This is a genomic window from Micromonospora sp. NPDC023644 (assembly GCF_040640115.1).
In the GTDB taxonomy this organism is placed as follows: Bacteria; Actinomycetota; Actinomycetes; order Mycobacteriales; family Micromonosporaceae; genus Micromonospora.
Window position 1 is genome coordinate 153,371 of the sequence record NZ_JBFABA010000003.1, and the last position, 18,240, is coordinate 171,610.

Annotated in this window: 17 protein-coding genes and 1 tRNA gene; 12 read left to right on the forward strand and 6 right to left on the reverse strand. The window is 72.3% G+C overall.

From position 1 onward, the window contains the following. Nucleotides 1-65 precede the first annotated feature (65 nt). Nucleotides 66-848, forward strand: a complete 783-nt coding sequence (locus AB0G08_RS03680; RefSeq protein WP_358082568.1) for a PASTA domain-containing protein — start codon at nucleotides 66-68, stop codon at nucleotides 846-848. A 36-nt stretch (nucleotides 849-884) separates the two neighbouring features. Here the strand turns inward: AB0G08_RS03680 and AB0G08_RS03685 are convergent, their stop codons facing one another. Together AB0G08_RS03685 and AB0G08_RS03690 are read right to left on the reverse strand one after the other, a co-directional pair. Then, nucleotides 885-1,334 (reverse strand): hypothetical protein, encoded by a 450-nt coding sequence (locus tag AB0G08_RS03685; protein ID WP_358082571.1) that lies wholly within the window; start codon nucleotides 1,332-1,334, stop codon nucleotides 885-887. Between the two features lie 100 nt (nucleotides 1,335-1,434). Beyond that, nucleotides 1,435-1,722, reverse strand: a complete 288-nt coding sequence (locus AB0G08_RS03690) for a hypothetical protein (protein ID WP_358082574.1) — start codon at nucleotides 1,720-1,722, stop codon at nucleotides 1,435-1,437. Between the two features lie 628 nt (nucleotides 1,723-2,350). On the opposite strand from AB0G08_RS03690, the gene AB0G08_RS03695 reads away from it, so the two are divergent. The 3 genes from AB0G08_RS03695 (at nucleotide 2,351) to AB0G08_RS03705 (ending at nucleotide 4,090) form a co-directional block, all read left to right on the forward strand. After that, nucleotides 2,351-3,232: a helix-turn-helix transcriptional regulator gene (locus tag AB0G08_RS03695; RefSeq protein WP_358082577.1), complete on the forward strand. Its 882-nt coding sequence runs from the start codon at nucleotides 2,351-2,353 to the stop codon at nucleotides 3,230-3,232. Beyond that, complete coding sequence (locus AB0G08_RS03700; protein WP_357866662.1) at nucleotides 3,202-3,423, forward strand: DUF397 domain-containing protein; 222 nt, start codon at nucleotides 3,202-3,204, stop codon at nucleotides 3,421-3,423. The genes AB0G08_RS03695 and AB0G08_RS03700 overlap by 31 nt, the downstream gene beginning before the upstream one ends. Before the next feature lie 259 nt (nucleotides 3,424-3,682). Continuing rightward, a complete protein-coding gene (locus AB0G08_RS03705) occupies nucleotides 3,683-4,090 on the forward strand; it encodes a hypothetical protein (protein ID WP_357866660.1) in 408 nt (135 codons plus the stop codon). Here AB0G08_RS03705 and AB0G08_RS03710 read toward each other — a convergent pair. Further along, a complete protein-coding gene (locus tag AB0G08_RS03710; protein ID WP_358082580.1) occupies nucleotides 4,058-4,657 on the reverse strand; it encodes a hypothetical protein in 600 nt (199 codons plus the stop codon). The genes AB0G08_RS03705 and AB0G08_RS03710 overlap by 33 nt on opposite strands. Nucleotides 4,658-4,874: 217 nt before the next feature. On the opposite strand from AB0G08_RS03710, the gene AB0G08_RS03715 reads away from it, so the two are divergent. After that, entirely contained in the window at nucleotides 4,875-6,737 is a 1,863-nt protein-coding gene (locus AB0G08_RS03715) for a S8 family serine peptidase (protein ID WP_358082583.1), read from the forward strand. A 72-nt stretch (nucleotides 6,738-6,809) separates the two neighbouring features. On the opposite strand, the gene AB0G08_RS03720 is transcribed toward AB0G08_RS03715, so the two are convergent. The 3 genes from AB0G08_RS03720 to AB0G08_RS03730 all read right to left on the reverse strand — a co-directional run bounded on the left by AB0G08_RS03720 (nucleotide 6,810) and on the right by AB0G08_RS03730 (nucleotide 8,880). Further along, nucleotides 6,810-7,616 carry a WecB/TagA/CpsF family glycosyltransferase gene (locus AB0G08_RS03720; protein WP_358082586.1) on the reverse strand — a complete coding sequence of 269 codons (807 nt, stop codon included), beginning with the start codon at nucleotides 7,614-7,616 and terminating at the stop codon, nucleotides 6,810-6,812. After that, complete coding sequence (locus AB0G08_RS03725; protein ID WP_358082589.1) at nucleotides 7,613-8,728, reverse strand: NAD-dependent epimerase/dehydratase family protein; 1,116 nt, start codon at nucleotides 8,726-8,728, stop codon at nucleotides 7,613-7,615. Before AB0G08_RS03725 ends, AB0G08_RS03720 begins: the two co-directional genes overlap by 4 nt. Nucleotides 8,729-8,794: 66 nt before the next feature. Then, nucleotides 8,795-8,880, reverse strand: a tRNA-Leu gene (locus AB0G08_RS03730). Nucleotides 8,881-9,106: 226 nt separating this feature from the next. On the opposite strand from AB0G08_RS03730, the gene AB0G08_RS03735 reads away from it, so the two are divergent. The 7 genes from AB0G08_RS03735 (at nucleotide 9,107) to pknB (ending at nucleotide 18,060) form a co-directional block, all read left to right on the forward strand. Beyond that, nucleotides 9,107-9,895 carry a DUF3662 and FHA domain-containing protein gene (locus tag AB0G08_RS03735; RefSeq protein WP_088996759.1) on the forward strand — a complete coding sequence of 263 codons (789 nt, stop codon included), beginning with the start codon at nucleotides 9,107-9,109 and terminating at the stop codon, nucleotides 9,893-9,895. 6 nt (nucleotides 9,896-9,901) lie between these two features. Continuing rightward, on the forward strand, nucleotides 9,902-10,387 hold the full coding sequence (locus AB0G08_RS03740; protein ID WP_111134465.1) for an FHA domain-containing protein: 486 nt from the start codon (nucleotides 9,902-9,904) through the stop codon (nucleotides 10,385-10,387). Further along, nucleotides 10,384-11,826: a protein phosphatase 2C domain-containing protein gene (locus tag AB0G08_RS03745; RefSeq protein ID WP_358082592.1), complete on the forward strand. Its 1,443-nt coding sequence runs from the start codon at nucleotides 10,384-10,386 to the stop codon at nucleotides 11,824-11,826. The genes AB0G08_RS03740 and AB0G08_RS03745 overlap by 4 nt, the downstream gene beginning before the upstream one ends. A gap of 136 nt (nucleotides 11,827-11,962) precedes the next feature. Beyond that, nucleotides 11,963-13,342: an FtsW/RodA/SpoVE family cell cycle protein gene (locus AB0G08_RS03750; protein ID WP_358082918.1), complete on the forward strand. Its 1,380-nt coding sequence runs from the start codon at nucleotides 11,963-11,965 to the stop codon at nucleotides 13,340-13,342. Next, nucleotides 13,339-14,844: a penicillin-binding protein 2 gene (locus AB0G08_RS03755; protein WP_358082595.1), complete on the forward strand. Its 1,506-nt coding sequence runs from the start codon at nucleotides 13,339-13,341 to the stop codon at nucleotides 14,842-14,844. The genes AB0G08_RS03750 and AB0G08_RS03755 overlap by 4 nt, the downstream gene beginning before the upstream one ends. Before the next feature lies 1 nt (nucleotide 14,845). After that, nucleotides 14,846-16,261, forward strand: coding sequence for a protein kinase (locus AB0G08_RS03760; RefSeq protein WP_358082598.1), 1,416 nt, complete (start codon nucleotides 14,846-14,848; stop codon nucleotides 16,259-16,261). Then, complete coding sequence (gene pknB / locus AB0G08_RS03765; RefSeq protein WP_358082601.1) at nucleotides 16,258-18,060, forward strand: Stk1 family PASTA domain-containing Ser/Thr kinase; 1,803 nt, start codon at nucleotides 16,258-16,260, stop codon at nucleotides 18,058-18,060. Before AB0G08_RS03760 ends, pknB begins: the two co-directional genes overlap by 4 nt. The last annotated feature ends 180 nt before the right edge of the window (nucleotides 18,061-18,240 follow it).

Consider the following 18,240-nt stretch of genomic DNA (forward strand, 5'->3'; position numbering starts at 1 on the left):
CGAGCGAGTCATCGGCACAGTGCGGTGGTGCCTCAGGTCGGCACGCAGCGGAGCGGAGTGCCGGCATGAGCGACGACCGCCAGGAACCGTCCGCCGGGGAACCCGACGACCGGACCCGCCCGCTGCCTCCGTCGGGCGAGCCCTCGGCCGGGGCGGAACCCGACCGTACGCAGCCGCTGCCCCGCCCCGACCGGCCCGCGCCGGATGCCGACGCCACCCGCCCCGTCGACGGCGCCACCCCGCTGGACCGTACGGCCGCCATGCCGCCGGAGCGGTCCGGGCCGGCGGCGTGGTCCGGCCGGGCGGAGGTGCGCCCCGCCCGGCCCGACGACCACCCGGAGGCCGAGTGGTACGCCGACGACCAGGGCTCGCGGCGCTGGTGGCTGCCGATCCTGTGGGGCGTGATCGTGCTGCTGCTGCTCGGCCTGCTCGGTGCCGGGCTGTGGCTGGCCCTCCAGTCGGCGGACGACGATCCGAGCGGGCCGGAGCCGTCGCCGTCGCCGTCGGTGACCCGCGCGTCGCCGACCACCGCCGCGCCGACCTCGGCCGTCCCCACCAGCTCGTCGCCCTCGGCGTCCCCGTCGCCCTCGGCGCCGGCCGAGCTGCCGATGCCGCCGGTGGTGAACCTGCCGCTGGCGACGGCGCAGGCGATTCTGGACGACGTCGGGCTGGGCCACCGGGTGGAGTACGAGACGTCCGACCGTCCCGCCGGCACGGTGATCCGCACCGAACCGGAGGCGGGTGAGCTGGTCCCGGAGGACGAGGAGGTCACGCTGGTGGTGGCCCGCGACGCCGCCTCGCCGACCGGCGAGGTCACGCCGTCGGTCGAACCGACCGCCACCCGGTGAGCCGCTGACCTCGCCGCCGCGGGGGGCGCCGCCGCGTCACCACATGCGCCGTCTCGTCCCGACCATGCCGAGTCCGGCCAGCGAGATGGCCAGTCCGAAGATGCCGGACCAGAAGAGGGAACGGCGGACGTCGTCGGGCGCGGGGCGGGCGGCCTGCGCCGTACCGGCCGGGGAGTCCGTGGGAACGCCGGTCCCGGCGGCGGCCGGTCCGGGCTCGTCGGCGTCGCCGAGCGCGTCCGGTCCGGCCAGTGTGTACGGGTCGTCGAGGTCTTCCAGCCCGTCGTCGCCGTCGGGCGGGTCCTCGTCCACCACGGTGATCTCCGGTGCCGGGACCGGGGTGGTCAGCCGCGTGGTGGACGAGAGGGCGGGAGCGCGGACCACGACCACCAACGTGGTGGCGGCGCCGATCAGCGCCAGGAGTCCGAAGGCGTAGGCGATACGGGAGCGGTGGTGCCGCCGCGCGGCGGGCTGATTGACCATGGCCATCCCAGGTTCGGGGTCCTGGACGCGCGGGGTGGAAACGTGCCGGGGTGGGCGTACCTCATCTTATGGCGACGGCACGCCCCTCGGCTGCCGATCGCGCAGGTCAGCCCACCCGGACCGGGGTGCGGGCGACGGGCCGGCGCGGCGCGCGCACGGTGTGCGGACGCGGCTCGGGAGCCGACCGCAGGTGGCGCAGCCCCTCCCGCTGGACGAAGATCGACCGCCGGTTGACCGCGTCCCCCGATGCGTTCAACTCGTAGCCTTCGAGCCAGACCCAGCCGTCGTAGGTCGGCCAGTCGAGCACCCGGATGACCCGGAACATGATGGGTCTGAGGAACTGGACACTCGCCGCGCGAGTCACGTGCACTACGTCACCGGAGCGGGGAAGCACATGGGCTCCTGGGGGAGGGTGGGCCGGCGGACGGGCCGGCGGTGCGGGTCGGGGGACGTCGATGGCCCGGGGGCGGGGTCGTGCCTCGTGGACCGGTGTCGCGGGTGGTGGTGGTCGGGCCGTACCCGCTGGTGGCGAACCGCCACCCGACCAACACCCGGCTACTCCGGGTACCGCTCCCGCCGCCGCAGCCAACTGGCGTGCAGCGGCGAGGTCATCAACCCGGGGCAGGTCTGGTTGTCGACTGTCGGGCGGTCCCGCCGCCGCGCGTCCCGCAGCCCGTGGGATCACCACGGCGGGGAAGCGGACGGAGACGGTGAGTAACCCGTGCCATACGGACAGACTGCATCAGCGACGTGCTTCATGCAAGTTGCACGTCGACTTTTGCCGATACGTGAGCGGCTCGCGCAAAGCAGCGCTTGAAGGCGTTCATGTATGCCCGGCACACTGGGAGCCGGTTTCGCCCGTCGCGGCCGGCCGATGACCGGCACCACCCCACGCCGCGAACGACGCCCGCCGCACGACGGTCGCGCCCCTGGCGGGTGACGACAGTGGCGCACGGCGAGGCGGAGGTGGACCGGGTGAGGCCTGACAGGCGGTGGTTCCGACCAGCGGGCGGGGTCGTGTCGTGAGCGAGCGGCGCAGCCCCACCATCCGACGTCGTCGCCTCGGCGCCGAACTGCGTCGGCAGCGGGAGGCGGCCCGGATCACCATCGAGGCGGTCGCCGAGCAGCTGGAGTGCTCGGCGTCGAAGGTCTCGCGGATCGAGACCGGCCACACCACGGCCACCCCGCGCGACGTGCGGGACATGCTGCGGATCTACGGCGTGGTGGGCGCCGAGAGCGACGAGCTGGTGCAGATCGCCCGGGAGGCGCGGCAGAAGGGCTGGTGGCACCCCTACAGCACGGTGCTGGTCGGCGCGTACGTCGGGCTTGAGGCGGCGGCCAGCTCGATCCGGGCGTATGAGCAGCAGGTGGTGCCCGGGCTGCTGGAGACCGAGGAGTACGCGGGCGCGATGATCCGGGCCGCCCGGCCCGACTTCACGCCCGAACAGGTACGGCAACGGGTGCGTGTCCGTCTGGGCCGTCAGTCGTTGTTGACGCAGGATGATCCGGTCGATCTGTGGGTGGTGCTCGATGAGGCGGTGGTGAGCCGTCCGGTGGGCGGGGACGACGTGATGCGTGACCAGCTCAAACGCCTGGTCGAGGTGGCGGAACTGCCGAACGTGACGCTCCAGATCCTGCCTTTCGAGGTGGGGGCGCACGCCGGCATGGACGGCACCTTCACGATCCTCAGCTTCCCTGAGCCCGGTGATCCGGATGTCGTGTACGCGGAGAATGCCACGGGTGGGCTCTTCCTGGAGAAGAGTGACGAACTGCAGAAGTACAGCTTCATCTTCGATCACGTCCGAGCGGCGGCCATTCGTCCGGAGGAGTCCATCGCACACATCGCGAAACTGGCAGAGGAGCCGTTGTGGAAATGGCGACCAAGGGGTTCCCCGTGGACCTGACGCAGGCAACGTGGTTCAAGAGCTCGAAGAGCGGGCCGAACTGTGACAACTGCGTGGAGGTGGCGTACGTGACGGGGGCGGTCGGCGTGCGGGACTCGAAGGACAAGACGGGCCCGGCCCTGGTCTTCGCCCCGGGTGACTGGCACGCCTTCGTCGCCGGCACCAGGGGCGGTGTGTTCGACAAGGGCTGACGGGCCCGTGGTGTGACGAGGTGCCCCCGTCCGGCGGTAGGGCCGGACGGGGGTGCCGCCGTGCCCGAGGGGCGGGTCGTGGCGTGCCCTCGCCCGGTGCCCGGGCGAGGGCACCGTCGTGCCCGCGTCCGGACCGGCCGGCGAAGACCTCCCGCCGTCGGCGTCGCCACATCGGGTCCCGGGTCGTTGTACCCCTCGGTACGGCGCTGGTCGACAGCCCGCCGCAGGGATCGGCAACCGAGCGAGACAGGCGAGACGGATGACGACGATCGGGTCAGACAACCTCACCAACGGGCCGGGCAAGCCGGAACGCTTCGGAGGCAAGTACCGGGGGGCACGCCGGGACACCGTCCTCACCGAGGTGGTGTCGACCGACACCGAGATCGGTGGCCGGGAGGGCCCGGCCGCCCCGCCGGAGCAGGCCGGTCCGCCACTCTCCCTGCCCTCGCTGGATCCCAACCCGCTGACCGAGCCGTCGTTCCCGCCCGGGGGCTGGTCGGTGGAGCCGGCCGAGTCGCTGGTCGACCACCCGCTGCTGCGCGGGCTGCTGATGGAACTGCCGCCAAAGGGCAGCGTTCCGCCGCCCGGCTGGCTCGACCGCTGGTTCGAGGCGACCCGGGCGATCCTGGAACTGCTATACGTGCAGGGCCCCGGCCGCTCGCGGTGACGCGGGCCGGGCCGGCACGGCCCGCTCGACGAGCCGGCTGTGTCGCAGGGCGTGGCGTACGCCGATGGCGACGACGCCCAGCACGCCCACGGTGATCGCCGGGCCGGTCACGCCGGGCCCGAACAGCAGGTCCGGCGTGCTCGCCGCGACCACCGCGGGCAGGACCGCCAGGCCGGTGACCTGCACCGGGAGCCCGATCAACGGGTGCGCGGCGGAGGCCCGCAGGCCGTGCGGCGCCGGGGTGCCCGGCGCCGAGGAGAGGGCGCCCGCGCCCGCCCGCAGCCGGCGTACCCGGCGCACCGTGCAGGCCGCGACTACGAGCGCGGGGGCGACGGCGAGGGTGAGTCCGGCGGCCGCCCGGTCCGCCGGGGTCGCGCCGGCGCTGGTGAGCCCCGCGACCAGCACGGCGGCCGTCAGCCCCAGGCCGGCCAGCGTCAGGGCGAGCACCCATCCGGTACGCCGACGCAGCGCCCGGGCGTGGTCCAGCCGGGGCAGCCCGTCCGCGAGCCAGCCGGCGACGAGCCAGACGGCGGTCAGCGACAGCAGGACGGTGAGGTGACTCTCCATGACGGAGAGCCTTGCCCGTTTTCGACGATCGTGAATCCGGGCAGGTCCCCGGTTCGTCCCGCAGCCGCCTCCCCTAGGGGCCATCCTCCCGATGTTATGGGGAAGTCGACATGTTTGAATTCCCGTTTGCCCCGCCCTACCCTCAGCCTGATCGGCATTCATCGATTCACTCGTCACGAACAGTTGGACGGTCGGTGCCGGTCGGAGGGAGTAGAAGATGGGTCTTCCACGCAGGTCCGTACTCGTCGGGGTGGCCACGCTGGCCATGGTGGCGACCGCCACGCCCGCCATGGCCGCCGAACCGGTGGGCACGATCCGCGCCGCGGGCGGTGCCACCGCCGTGGCCGACAGCTACATCGTCGTCTTCAAGGACAGCTCGGTCGCCCGCAGCGGCGTCGGTGACACCGCGCAGCGGCTGGTCGACCGGCACGGCGGCGCGGTCGCCCGCACCTACGGCGCCGCCCTGCGCGGCTTCGAGGCCCGGGTCGGCGCCAGGGCCGCCGCCCGCATCGCGGCGGACCCCGCCGTGGCGTACGTCGAGCAGAACCACACCGTCTCCATCAGCGGCACCCAGACCAACCCGACGTGGGGCCTGGACCGGATCGACCAGCGCGCCCTGCCGCTGGACAGCTCCTACACGTACCCGAACACGGCGAGCAACGTGCACGCCTACATCATCGACACCGGCATCCGGTTCAGCCACAGCGACTTCGGCGGCCGGGCCGTCTCCGGCTACGACGCCGTCGACGGCGGCTCGGCCGACGACTGCAACGGGCACGGCACGCACGTCGCCGGCACCGTCGGCGGTTCGGCGTACGGCGTCGCCAAGGGCGTCCAGCTGGTCGGCGTACGGGTGCTGAACTGCCAGGGCAGCGGCACGAACGCCGGCGTCATCGGCGGTGTCGACTGGGTCACCCAGAACGCGGTCAAGCCGGCCGTGGCCAACATGAGCCTCGGCGGCGGCGCGAACACCTCGCTCGACACCGCGGTGCGCAACTCCATCAACTCGGGCGTGAGCTACGGCCTGGCGGCCGGCAACGACTCCGGCGGCAACGCCTGCAACACCTCGCCGGCCCGGACGGCCGAGGGCATCACCGTCGGCTCGACGACCAACACGGACGCCCGGTCGTCGTTCTCCAACATCGGCACCTGCCTGGACATCTTCGCGCCCGGCTCGTCGATCACCTCGGCGTGGCACACCGGCGACACCGCGACCAACACGATCAGCGGCACCTCGATGGCGACGCCGCACGTGGTGGGCGCGGCGGCCCTCGTGGCCAGCGCCAACCCGGCCTGGTCGCCGCAGCAGGTCCGCGACTACCTGGTGAACAACGCCACCCCCAACGTGGTGGGCAACCCGGGCACCGGCTCGCCGAACAGGCTGCTCTACGTCGTCAACGGCGACACCCCGCCGCCGACCAACGACTTCTCCGTCTCGGTCTCGCCGACCTCCGGCTCGACCGCGCCGGGCGGCTCGGTGACCGCCACGGTCGGCACCGCGACGACCAACGGCTCCGCCCAGTCGGTGAGCCTCTCCGCCAGCGGGCTGCCGGCCGGGGCGACCGCCTCGTTCAGCCCGGCCACCGTCACCTCGGGTGGTTCCTCGACGCTCACCATCAGCACCTCGGCGAGCACCCCGCCCGGCACCTACACCGTGACCGTGACGGGCACCGCGGCCTCGGGCAGCAAGACCGCGACCTACTCGCTGACGGTCACCGGCACCGGTGGTGGCAGCTGCTCCGGCACCAACGGCACCGACGTCGCGATCCCGGACACGGGCGCCACGGCCAGCAGCTCGATCGTGATCTCCGGCTGTGCCCGCAACGCCTCGTCGGCCTCCACCGTCGCGGTGAACATCGTGCACACCTACCGCGGTGACGTGGTCATCGACCTGGTCGCCCCGGACGGTTCGTCCTACCGCCTGAAGAACAGCAGCTTCTTCGACGGCGCGGACAACATCAACGCCACCTACACGGCGAACCTGTCGAGCGAGGCGGCGAACGGCACCTGGCAGCTGCGGGTGCGGGACGTCTACTCGGGCGACACCGGCTACCTGAACACCTGGACCCTCACCCTCTAGCGGAGTACGAGGAAGGGCCCCCTCCCAGCGCTTTGCGCGTGGGAGGGGGCCCTTCCTGACGTCTGTCGGGAATCAGACGGCGAAGGTCGGCGGGCGTTCCGTGGCCGGGGCCGGCGGTCGCGCCTTCCACAGCCCCGTCTTCTGCCCGGCGAGCCGGGTCAGGTAGGCCGGGTTGAGGATCACGTAGCGTCGCCAGAGTCGCTTCGGTTCCAGGCCGAGGCGCCAGAACCACTCCAGGCCGGCCCGCTGCATCCACGGCGGGGGCTGGCGCAGCAGCCCGGCGTGGTAGTCGAAGGCCGCCCCGACCGCCATCAGCGGCATGTCCAGCAGCGGTCGCATGGCGTACGCGAAGACCTCCTGGCGCGGGCAGCCCAGCCCGACCAGCACGAGCCGGGCCCCGCTGGACCTGATCCGGTCGGCGATCTCGACGTCCTCGCCCGGCTGCACCGCCCGGAACTTGGACGGCTCCACGCCGGCGATCTTCAGCGCCGGGAACATCCGCTCCAGCGCCGGGATCAGCCTGGCCAGGGTCTCCTCGGTCGAACCGTAGAGGTAGACCGGCAGCCCCTCGTCGGCGAACCGGGAGAGCACGTGCAGGGTCAGCGTGGGGCCGTAGACCCGGTCGGTGAGCCCGGCGCCGTGCAGCAGGTTGAGCGCCCAGCGCACCGGCTGGCCGTCGGGGGTGACCACGTCGAAGGAGTTCAGCCGGGCGTTGTGCGCCGGGTCGAGCACCCCGGTCATCACGCCGTGCACGGCCAGCGCCGTCAGCGCCAGCGGGCGGCGCTCCTGCGCGGCCGCCACCACCTGCTCGGTCGCCGCAGCGTAGTCGGTGGCGTCGACCAGGACCCCGAGGACGTTCCGTTTGCCCCTGCCGGTCATGCTCCCGGCACCCACTTGTCCACGTTGGCCTCGTAGATCTCCCGCATGATCATGGGCACGTCGTAGACCTGCTTCCACTCGGGGTAGTCGGCCTGGAAGGCCTCGTTCGAGCCGATCCACCACTTGTGGTCGCCGATCCGGTTGGCCTCGACGTACTCGGTGATCATCTCTTGGCCGGTGATCTGCTCGGCGAGCGCGAACGCCTCGCGGTTGGAGGTGTTCGAGTGCCGTCCGCCGCCGAGGTTGTAGACCGCCGCCGAGCGGGGGTTGCGGAAGAACGCCTCGAACGCGGAGACCACGTCCGAGCTGTGGATGGCGTCGCGGACCTGCTTGCCCTGGTAACCGAAGATCTTGTAGGTCCGGCGCTCCATGTTGGCGCGCATCACGTAGCCGAGGAAGCCGTGCAGCTCCGTCGCGGAGTGCGCCGGGCCGGTCAGCGTCCCGCCCCGGAAGCAGGCTGTCCGCATGTCGAAGTAGCGGCCGTACTCCTGCACCATGACGTCGGCCGCCACCTTAGAGGCGCCGAAGATCGAGTGCAGGCAGGCGTCGATGGACATGTCCTCGCGGATGCCCTGCTCGTACGCGTGCCCCGGCTCGATCTCCCACCGGGTCTCCAGCTCCACCAGGGGCAGGCTGTTCGGCCGGTCGCCGTAGACCTTGTTGGTGGAGCAGTGGATCACCGGCGCCTCGACGCAGTGCTCGCGCACGTTCTGCAGGACGTTGAGCGTGCCAGCGGCGTTCACGTCGAAGTCGGTGAACGGGTCGCGCACCGCCCAGTCGTGCGACGGCTGGGCGGCGGTGTGGATCACTACGGCGACGTCGGTGCCGTACCGCTTGAAGAGCTTGGCCAGCGCGGCCCGGTCGCGGATGTCGATGCTGTGGTGCGAGTACGCGGACCCCAGCTCGTCGGTCAGCCGCCGGACGTTCCAGGCGGTGGACGCCTCCTCGCCGAAGAACTCCTGCCGCATGTCGTTGTCGATGCCGACGACCTCGAGACCGAGGCCGGCGAAGTGCCGGACCGCCTCGGAGCCGATCAGACCGCCCGACCCGGTCACGAACGCGACACTCACACGACACTCCTGGTCCGTCGGAGGCAGAAACCATCGGAGCATAGCGTGACGTACGGCACGCCCCGATACGGCGCGAGGGCCCCGCATGACTGCGGAGCCCTCGCGTATTGGTGGGGAAGGGGGGAGTTGAACCCCCACGCCCTTTCGGGCACACGGACCTGAACCGTGCGCGTCTGCCATTCCGCCACTTCCCCGTGGCCTGACCTCGAACACTGTAGTCTGTGCCGGTCCTGCTGTCTCCAGCGGGCCCCGGACATCCTACCCGGTCCGTGATCGTTGCACCGATCGGTTACCGTCCGAGGAGCGGTTACCGTTCGTGGCGGACGAAAGAGTAGCACGGCAGTAACGGCCCTTCCGAACGGGCCGCCGTCAGACGGCCGAGCGGCGTGTGAGCTGCGCGCGCGCCGGCCGGATACCATCATGTCCTCGGGACCCGAGGAGGAGCCGGTGAGCGTGCTGCAACGCTTCGAGAAGCGTCTGGAAGGCCTGGTCGAGGGGGCCTTCGCCAAGGTCTTCAAAGGGGTGGTCCACCCCGTGGAGATCCTCAACGCCATGCAGCGGGAGGCCGAGGCGCACAAGGCGATCCTGGCCGGTGGGCGCACGTTGGTGCCCAACCGCTACGTGATCGATCTCTCGCCCTACGACCACAGTCGTCTGGCGCCGTACGCCGCCGCGCTGGCCCAGGAGCTGGCCCAGTCGCAGGCGGAGTTCATCGGCGAGCAGGCCTGGACGGTCTACGGCGACGTGATCGTCGAGATCGAGCGCGGCGAGGGGCTGGACACCGGGATGTTCCGGGTCACCGCCGAGGTCTACACCGGCGGCGAGGTCGCCCCGGTCTCGGCGCCCGGCTACGACGCGGGCCCGCCCGCCTACCCGGCGTACGACCAGGGGGGTGGCTACGGTCCCCCGCCCGGCCACGGCGGCGGCCGCAACGTGCGGCTGGTCTCCGGCGACGGGCGCACCTACCCCCTCCAGATGGGCTCGACCGTGATCGGCCGCGGCGACCAGGCCAACCTCCGTCTGCCCGACGTCGGGATCTCGCGGCGACACGCCCGGCTGGACTTCGACGGCGGTCAGGTCGTGCTGACCGATCTTGGGTCGACCAACGGCACCATGGTCAACGGCCAGCGGGTCTCCGCCGTCGCGCTCAACCCCGGCGACATGATCCAGCTCGGCACCACGACGCTGACCTTCCGCGTGGACGGCTGATCCGCCTTGCCGGAACTCGTCATCACCGTCGCCCGGTTCGGGTTCCTCATCCTGCTGTGGATCTTCGTGTTCACGGTGGTCGGCGTGATCCGCCGGGACCTCTTCGCGGGCGCCAGGTCGGGCCGCCTGGTGGCCGCCCCCCGGGCGGTCGGCGCCTCGCTCGGGCAGGCGGCGAAGCCGGCGAAGGCGAAGCGGGGCAGGGCCGCGCACCAGCTCGTGGTGACCGCCGGTCAGCTCGCGGGGACCCGGATCACCCTCGGCGAAGCGCAGATCACCATCGGCCGGGCCGAGGATTCCACCCTCGTCATCACCGACGACTACGCCTCGGCACGGCACGCCCGTCTGGTGCCGCGCGACGGCCAGTGGTTCGTCGAGGACCTCGGCTCGACTAACGGCACCTACCTGGATCGCGCTAAGGTCACCGGACCAACCCCCGTCCCCCTCGGCGTGCCGATCCGGATCGGCCGCACTTCTCTCGAATTACGGCCATGACTCTGACCCTGCGCTATGCGGCCCACAGCGACCGCGGTCTGATCCGAGACGGTAACCAGGATTCCGTCTACGCCGGACCGCGGCTTCTCGCCGTCGCCGACGGCATGGGCGGCATGGCCGCCGGTGACGTCGCCAGCAACATCGTCATCGGTGCCATGGCGCCGCTCGACGAGGACGTCCCAGGTGACGCCCTCGTCGACGCGTTGCGTTCGGCCGTGGGCACCGCCAACCAGCAGCTCCGCGACACCGTGGACGCCAACCCCCAGCTGGAGGGGATGGGCACGACGCTCACCGCGACCCTCTTCTCCGGCAGCAAGCTGGGCATGGTCCACATCGGTGACTCGCGGGCCTACCTCCTGCGCAACGGCGAGTTCGCGCAGATCACCAAGGACGACACGTACGTCCAGATGCTCGTCGACGAGGGCCGCATCAGCGCCGAGGAGGCGAGCAGCCACCCGCAGCGGTCGCTGCTCACCCGGGCGCTCGACGGGCGCGACATCGACCCGGAATACAGCGTCCGCCAGGTGCTCCCCGGCGACCGCTACCTGATCTGCAGCGACGGCCTCTCGGGCGTGGTCAGTGCCGACACCATCGGCGAGACGATGCGCGAGTACGCCGACCCGCAGCAGTGTGTCGAGCGGCTGGTGCAGCTCGCCCTGCGCGGCGGCGGCCCGGACAACATCACGGTCATCATCGCGGACGCCACCGACCAGGACATCGTCGAGGCGAGCCCGATCGTCGGCGGCGCCGCCGCCCGGGACCGGGGCATGGCGACCTCCGCCGACGTCTCGACGCCGGCCGCCCGCGCGTCCGCCCTCTCCGCGCCCCGGCCCCCCGTCCCGGAGGAGCCCTCGGCCGGTGCCGACGACGATTCGGACGGCCCGCGGCGTCGGCCGGTGCGGGCCGCCGCGATCTCGCTGGCGTTGCTGGTCCTCGTCGGCGGCGCGGTCTTCGGTGGCTGGAGCTACACCCAGCGGCAGTACTACGTCGGCGCGACCGAGAACGGTCAGGTCGCCGTGTTCCGGGGCATCCAGGGCGAGATCGCCGGCATGGACCTCTCCACGGTGCACTCCACCAGCCCGGCTGACCTGGAGGACCTGACGCTGGCCGCCCAGGAGCAGGTCAAGCAGGGCATCCCGGCCAAGAGCAAGCCCGACGCCGAGCGCCGGCTGGCCGAGCTGACCAGCGACGACCCGACGAACCCGAACCTGAAGCCCGTCTGCCCGCCGAGCCCGAGCCCGAGCGCCGTGGCCGTCACCACCGCCCCGACGCCCAGCACTCGCCCGGTGTCGCCCGCCCCGGCCGCCAGCGCGAGCGCGAGCGCGCCGGTCAGCGGCCTGCCGAGCACGCCGGCCGCGCCGACCACCACGCCCGACGCCCCGCCCTCCGACACCGACTCGCCGGCGCTCGACCCCGCCGCGTGCCGGTCGCCGGAGTAGGCGCGACTCGATCCGAGGACGTTCCGTGACCGCAGCGGCCATTCCGGCATCCTCGCCCGCCACCACGGGCGAGCAGCCCGGCGTACGCCTGGCCCGGTCCCGGCGCAACGCCGAGCTGTCGTTGCTGCTGGTCGCCATGGTGCTGGTGGCGGCGTACGGGGCGATGGTCGAGGCGAAGGTGCTCGACACGATCACGGCCGACTTCTGGATGCCGGCCGCCGCGCTCACCGCCGTGTTCCTCGGCCTGCACCTGGTGATCCGGTTCCTGGCACCCTTCGCCGACCCGGCCCTGCTGCCGGCGGTCGCCCTGCTCAACGGGATCGGAGTGGGCTTCCTGCGCCGGCTCGACCTGGGCAACGCGGCGCCCGCCGAGCGGGAGGACCTGGCCATCTTCGCGGGCACGGGTGGCCGGCAGCTCGCCTGGACGCTCGCCTCGGTCGTCCTCGCCGCCGGCCTGCTCGCCCTCATGCGCGACCACCGCTCGGTGTCCCGCTACGCGTACACGCTGGGGCTGGCCGGCATCGTGCTGGTGATGATCCCGGCGGTGCTGCCGAACCGGTTCTCCGAGATCAACGGCGCGAAGCTCTGGATCCGGGTCGGGGGCTTCTCCATCCAGCCCGGCGAGTTCGCCAAGCTGGCCCTGCTGGTCTTCTTCGCCTACTACCTGGTGCGCAAGCGCGAGGTGCTGTCGCTGGCGAGCCGCCGGTTCCTGGGCATCGACTTCCCGCGCGGGCGCGACCTCGGCCCGGTGGTCGTGGTCTGGCTGATCAGTGTCCTGGTCCTCGTCTTCGAGAAGGACCTCGGCACCTCGCTGCTCTACTTCGGCATGTTCGTGGTGACGCTCTACATCGCCACCGAGCGGGTCAGTTGGCTGCTCATCGGTCTGGTGCTCTTCTTCGGCGGCGTCTACCTGGCCTACGTGCTCGGCGAGGTGGTCGGCGGGCCGTTCGCCAACTTCTACCTGCGCGCCCAGATCTGGCTGGACCCCTTCGCCGACCCGTACAACGACGGCTACCAACTCGTACAGGGGCTGCTCGCGCTCGGCACGGGCGGCCTGTTCGGCGCGGGCCCGGGCGGCGGCCAGCCGGGCCTGCTGCCCGAGGTGCAGAACGACTTCATCTTCGCGGGCATCGGCGAGGAGATCGGGCTCTTCGGCCTCTCCGCGCTGCTCGTGGTCTACCTGCTGATCGTCGAGCGAGGGCTGCGCGCGGCGCTGGCGGTGCGGGACTCGTTCGGCAAGCTGCTGGCCGGCGGTCTGGCGTTCACCCTCGGGCTCCAGGTCTTCGTGATCGTCGGCGGGATCAGCAAGCTCATCCCGCTGACCGGCCAGACCACCCCGTTCCTCTCCGCCGGCGGGTCGTCGCTGATGGCCAACTGGCTGCTCATCGCGGTCCTGCTCCGGATCTCCGACGGCGCCCGCCGGCCGGTGGCCGGCGCGGGCGGCAAGGCGGCCCGGCCGTCCGGCGGCCCACCGGAGCAGCTGCACGGTGCCCCCACGGAGGTGATCAAGCCGTGAACGCACCCCTGCGCCGCGTCGGCGTCGTCGTCATGGTTCTCTTCGGCCTGCTCTTCGCGAACCTGAACTGGATCCAGGCCTACAAGGCCGACGAATACCGCACCAGCGACTACAACGGCCGGGTCCAGGTCGCCACGTACGACCGCAAGCGCGGCAACATCGAGGCCGGCGGCACCGCGTTCGCGGTCAGCAAGGAGACCGACGGCAAGCTGAAGTTCCAGCGCAGCTACCCCGGCGGTGCGAAGTACGCGCACGTGCTCGGCTACAAGCCGGTCAACCTCGCCGAGACCGGCATCGAGAAGGTCGAGGACGACTTCCTGGCCGGCACCAGCGACCAGCTCTTCGCCAGCCGGTTCAAGGACATGTTCACCGGCGACAAGACCGGCGGCGGCAACGTGCTGCTCACGGTCTCGAAGCGGGCCCAGGACGTCGCGTACGAGCAGCTGCGCAACAACCGCAGGGACGTGTCGAAGGGCGCGGCGATCGCCATCGACCCGCATACCGGGGCGGTGCAGGCGCTGGTCTCGATGCCCAGCTTCGACCCCAACCCGCTGGCCAGCCACGACACCAACGAGGCCACGGCCGCGCACAACAAGCTGGAGCAGGACACGGAGGGCCCGCTGAAGAACCGGGCGCTCAACGAGGTGCTGCCCCCGGGTTCCACCTTCAAGATCGTGGTCGCCGCGGCGGCGCTGGAGAACGGCGTCGGTCAGGAGACCCGGATCCCGGCCGGTGCCAGCTGGACCCCGCCGACCTCGGGCACGCCGATCCGCAACGCGGCCCCGTCGATCTGCCCCGAGGACGAGGTCACCCTGATGAACGCGGTGACCGAGTCGTGCAACACGGGCTTCGCGCAGCTCGGCGTGCGGCTCGGCGCGGACAAGATCAAGGAGAAGGCCCGACAGTTCGGCTTCGAGCAGGAGGACCTCACCGTCGGCCACCTCGACCAGGGCGGCCACCCGGTGGCGGCGAGCCGGACCGGGAGCATGGAGAACCCCGACGGCGGGGTCAACCCGGCCGGGGTCGCGCAGTCCTCGATCGGTCAGTTCGACGTGCGGATGACCCCGCTCCAGGGCGCCCTGATCGCCGGGTCGATCGCCAACGGCGGCAGCCAGATGCGGCCGTACCTGGTTCGTCAGTTGCTCGGCCCGGACCGCACCACGAGCCACTACACCGCCAAGCCCAAGGAGCTGCGGCGGCCGGTCAGCGGCCAGGTCGCCAGCGATCTGCGGGACATGATGGTCAGCGTCGTCGAGAACGGCACCGGCCGCAATGCCCAGATCAACGGCTACACGGTCGGCGGCAAGACCGGCACGGCCGACATTCGTCCCGGCATCCCGCCCCACTCGTGGTTCATCGGCTTCGCGCTGGACAAGAACGGCAACCCGGTCTCCGCGGTCTGCGTCCTGCTGGAGAACGGCGGCGACGGCGGCAGCGCCGAGGCGGCCCGGATCGGCGGGCAGATCATGCGCGCCGCCATCGCCGACCCGGGGGGCCGCTGACATGCTCAGCCCCGGGGTGCAGCTCGGCAACCGCTACCGCCTGGACGAGCGGATCGCCAGCGGCGGCATGGGTGACGTCTGGCGCGGCACCGACCAGGTGCTCGGCCGGACGGTCGCCGTCAAGAGCCTGCTCCCCGCGCTGCTCGACGACCCCGACTTCGCCGAGCGCTTCCGCGGCGAGGCCCGCACCATGGCGACGATCAACCACCCCGGCGTGGTCGACGTCTACGACTTCGGCAACGACCAGCAGATCGCCTTCCTGGTCATGGAGTACGTCGAGGGTGACGCGCTGTCGGCCACGCTGGCCCGGGTCGGCCGGCTCACCCCGGCCCGCACGATGGCGCTCGTCGCCCAGGCCGCCGACGCGCTGCACGCGGCGCACGTCAAGGGGATCGTGCACCGGGACGTGAAGCCCGGCAACCTGCTGGTCCGTCCCAACGGCACCCTGGTGCTCACCGACTTCGGCATCGCCCGCTCGGAGCTGGTCGCCCAGCTCACCGCGGCCGGTTCGGTGCTCGGCACCGCCTCGTACATCTCTCCGGAGCAGGCCACCGGCGGGGTCGCCACGCCCGCGTCCGACGTCTACGCGCTCGGCGTGGTGGCCTACCAGTGCCTCGCCGGCCGCCGCCCCTTCGAGGGCGACAATCCCCTCGACATCGCCATGCGGCACGTCCGGGAGACTCCCCGCCCGCTGCCCGCCGACATCCCGCCGCAGGTCCGGGCGGTGGTCGAGCGGGCCCTGGCGAAGGACCCGGCGGCACGCTGGCCGAGCGCCGCCACGCTGGCCGGGGTGGCGCGTCAGCTGAAGGCCCAGCTCTCCCAGCAGGCCCGGGCAGCCGGCCAGCCCATCTCCGCCGCACCGGCGTCGCCGGCCGCCCCGCCCGGCCGCGCCCAGGTGCCGCCGCCGCGTCCGCCGGTGTCGCCCCACCGGCCGCAGAACGTCACCGCCCAGCCGCCGCGTCCGCCCATGACGGCCCACCGTCCGCCCGTGGCGAACCCTCGCCCGGCCGCCGCGCCGCACCGGCCCACCTCGGTCGCGCCCGCCGCGGCGGCACCCCGGCCGCAGATGGCGCCGACCGGCTACCCCCGCGGCGCGGCACCCGTGCCGCAGGCCCGGCCGATGCCGTACGCGGGACACGCCGTCCCGCCGGCGCACCAGCCGGGCGGGCAGCGGTCCCGGCCCGGGATGGTGCTCCTCGCCATCCTCGTGGCCGTGCTGGTCCTCGTCTGCTCCGGCGTGATTTCCTACAACGTGCGGGAAGGCACGAAGTCGGGTGCGGCCACCCCGCCGGCGGCGACGTCCGCCGCGCGGTGGCCCGACGGACGCGACGAACCGGCCGGGACGTCGTACCGTCGACAGGAACTGCCCCGGTGGGGCGGCGACGAGACGACGAGCGAAGGACGACAGACGCGATGACAGCGCAGGCCCGCCTGCTCGGTGGCAGGTACCAGGTCGGCGAGCTGCTCGGCTACGGCGGTATGGCCGAGGTGCACCGCGGTCGCGATCTCCGGCTCGGTCGGGACGTCGCGATCAAGATGCTCCGGACCGACCTCGCCCGGGACGCCACCTTCCAGATGCGGTTCCGCCGGGAGGCGCAGAACGCCGCGTCCCTCAACCACCCGGCGATCGTCGCCGTCTACGACACCGGCGAGGAGACCGCGCCGACCGGCGAGACCCTGCCGTTCATCGTCATGGAGTTCGTCAACGGGCGGACCCTCAAGGAGGTGCTGGGCGTCGAGGGGCGGCTCCAGCCGCGCCGGGCGCTGGAGATCTGCGCCGACATGTGCGCGGCCCTGGAGTTCAGCCACCGGCACGGCATCATCCACCGCGACATCAAGCCCGGCAACGTGATGCTCACCCAGACCGGCCAGGTCAAGGTGATGGACTTCGGCATCGCGCGGGCGCTGGCCAGCGGCGCCACCACCATGACCCAGACCAGCGCGGTCATCGGTACGGCGCAGTACCTCTCGCCCGAGCAGGCGCGCGGCGAGGCGGTCGACGCCCGCTCCGACGTCTACGCCGCCGGCTGCGTGCTCTTCGAGCTGGTCTGCGGGCACCCACCGTTCGTCGGCGACAGCCCGGTCAGCGTGGCCTACCAGCACGTGCGGGAGGCGCCCCCGACCCCGAGCGACATCAACCCGGACGTCAACCCGGCGGTCGACGCGATCGTGCTCAAGGCGCTGTCGAAGAACCCCCTCAACCGCTACCAGAGCGCCGGCGAGATGCGGGCCGACCTGCTCCGCGCGGCCGCCGGCCGCCCGGTGATGGCGACCCCGGTGCTGCCGCAGGAGGAGACGGCGCAGCTCGCCCCCGCCGCCGCCGGTTACGCGGGCACCCCCGGCGCGCCGCAGACCCGGCAGATGCCGGCCCGGGTCGGCGACCCGCGCCGACGGAAGGCGTCCTCCTGGCTGATCGCGACGTTCGCCGCGGTCGGCGTCCTCGCGGTGATCGCCCTCGCCGCCGCCCTGCTCAGTCAGCGCGACGGCGACGACCGGGTCACGGTCCCCACGGTGACCGGTTTGACCCAGCAGGAGGCGTTCGCCCGGATCCAGCAGGCCAACCTGGTCCCGAAGGAGGGCGACCAGGTCTTCAACAAGGATTGCCAGAAGGGTCAGGTGGTCAACCAGAACCCCCCCGCCAACTCCCCGCTGGAGCCGAACCGGGAGGTCGTCGTCCGGGTCTGCGGCGGCGTGGAGATGAAGGCCATCCCGCCCGGCCTCAAGGGCTCCACCTTTGAGAGCGCGAAGACGCGGCTGCAGGAAGCCGGCTTCGTGGTGAAGAGGGAGCTGAAGAGTGACGCCGAGAAGGCGGGCATCGTCCTCGACGTCTCGCCCGCCGAGGGCAAGGAGGTTGCCGCAGGAGCCACCGTCACCCTGACGGTCTCCCGGGGCAACGTCGGTCAGGTGCCGAACGTGGTCGGCTCCAGCGAGGACGACGCGAAGGACGAGCTGGACGAGGCGGGGTACGACGTCGTGGTCAAGCCGGGCCGGGAGGTGCCGCCGGACGAGGCCGGCCAGGTCACCTCGCAGACCCCGCGGGCGGGCAGCAGCCTTGAGAGGGGCAAGACCGTGACGATCGTTGTCACGGTGCCGCAGGCCGAGCCGACGCCCACCGACTCGGCGAGTCCGACGCCCAGCACCACGCCGTCCGCTCCCGGCGGCGGCGGGGGTCTCCCGCTGCCGACCACTCCGCCGATCCGGCTCCCCGAGCGCTGACGCGCTCGTGAGTGCGGGGGACCCGGCCGGGCAGCGCCCTGCGGATGTCGCCGGTCAGGGCCCTTTTGTTGCCGCCGGGCGGCGCCCTCCGGGCGTCGTCGACGACGAGGGACGGCCGGCGACAGGCGCGGCGGAACCGGCGAGCCGGTGGCGGCGACGCCTGATCCGCGCGGCGGTGCT

Excerpts from the sequence above, each read along its gene's own strand:
- AB0G08_RS03680 (WP_358082568.1), top strand. The coding sequence starts at position 66 with ATGAGCGACGACCGCCAGGAACCGTCCGCCGGGGAACCCGACGACCGG.
- AB0G08_RS03745 (WP_358082592.1), top strand. The coding sequence starts at position 10,384 with ATGACTCTGACCCTGCGCTATGCGGCCCACAGCGACCGCGGTCTGATC.
- AB0G08_RS03700 (WP_357866662.1), top strand. The coding sequence starts at position 3,202 with ATGGCGACCAAGGGGTTCCCCGTGGACCTGACGCAGGCAACGTGGTTC.
- AB0G08_RS03710 (WP_358082580.1), bottom strand. The coding sequence starts at position 4,657 with ATGGAGAGTCACCTCACCGTCCTGCTGTCGCTGACCGCCGTCTGGCTC.
- AB0G08_RS03685 (WP_358082571.1), bottom strand. The coding sequence starts at position 1,334 with ATGGCCATGGTCAATCAGCCCGCCGCGCGGCGGCACCACCGCTCCCGT.
- pknB (WP_358082601.1), top strand. The coding sequence starts at position 16,258 with ATGACAGCGCAGGCCCGCCTGCTCGGTGGCAGGTACCAGGTCGGCGAG.
- AB0G08_RS03715 (WP_358082583.1), top strand. The coding sequence starts at position 4,875 with ATGGGTCTTCCACGCAGGTCCGTACTCGTCGGGGTGGCCACGCTGGCC.
- AB0G08_RS03725 (WP_358082589.1), bottom strand. The coding sequence starts at position 8,728 with ATGCTCCGATGGTTTCTGCCTCCGACGGACCAGGAGTGTCGTGTGAGT.
- AB0G08_RS03705 (WP_357866660.1), top strand. The coding sequence starts at position 3,683 with ATGACGACGATCGGGTCAGACAACCTCACCAACGGGCCGGGCAAGCCG.
- AB0G08_RS03735 (WP_088996759.1), top strand. The coding sequence starts at position 9,107 with ATGTCCTCGGGACCCGAGGAGGAGCCGGTGAGCGTGCTGCAACGCTTC.
- AB0G08_RS03760 (WP_358082598.1), top strand. The coding sequence starts at position 14,846 with ATGCTCAGCCCCGGGGTGCAGCTCGGCAACCGCTACCGCCTGGACGAG.
- AB0G08_RS03720 (WP_358082586.1), bottom strand. The coding sequence starts at position 7,616 with ATGACCGGCAGGGGCAAACGGAACGTCCTCGGGGTCCTGGTCGACGCC.
- AB0G08_RS03750 (WP_358082918.1), top strand. The coding sequence starts at position 11,963 with ATGGTGCTGGTGGCGGCGTACGGGGCGATGGTCGAGGCGAAGGTGCTC.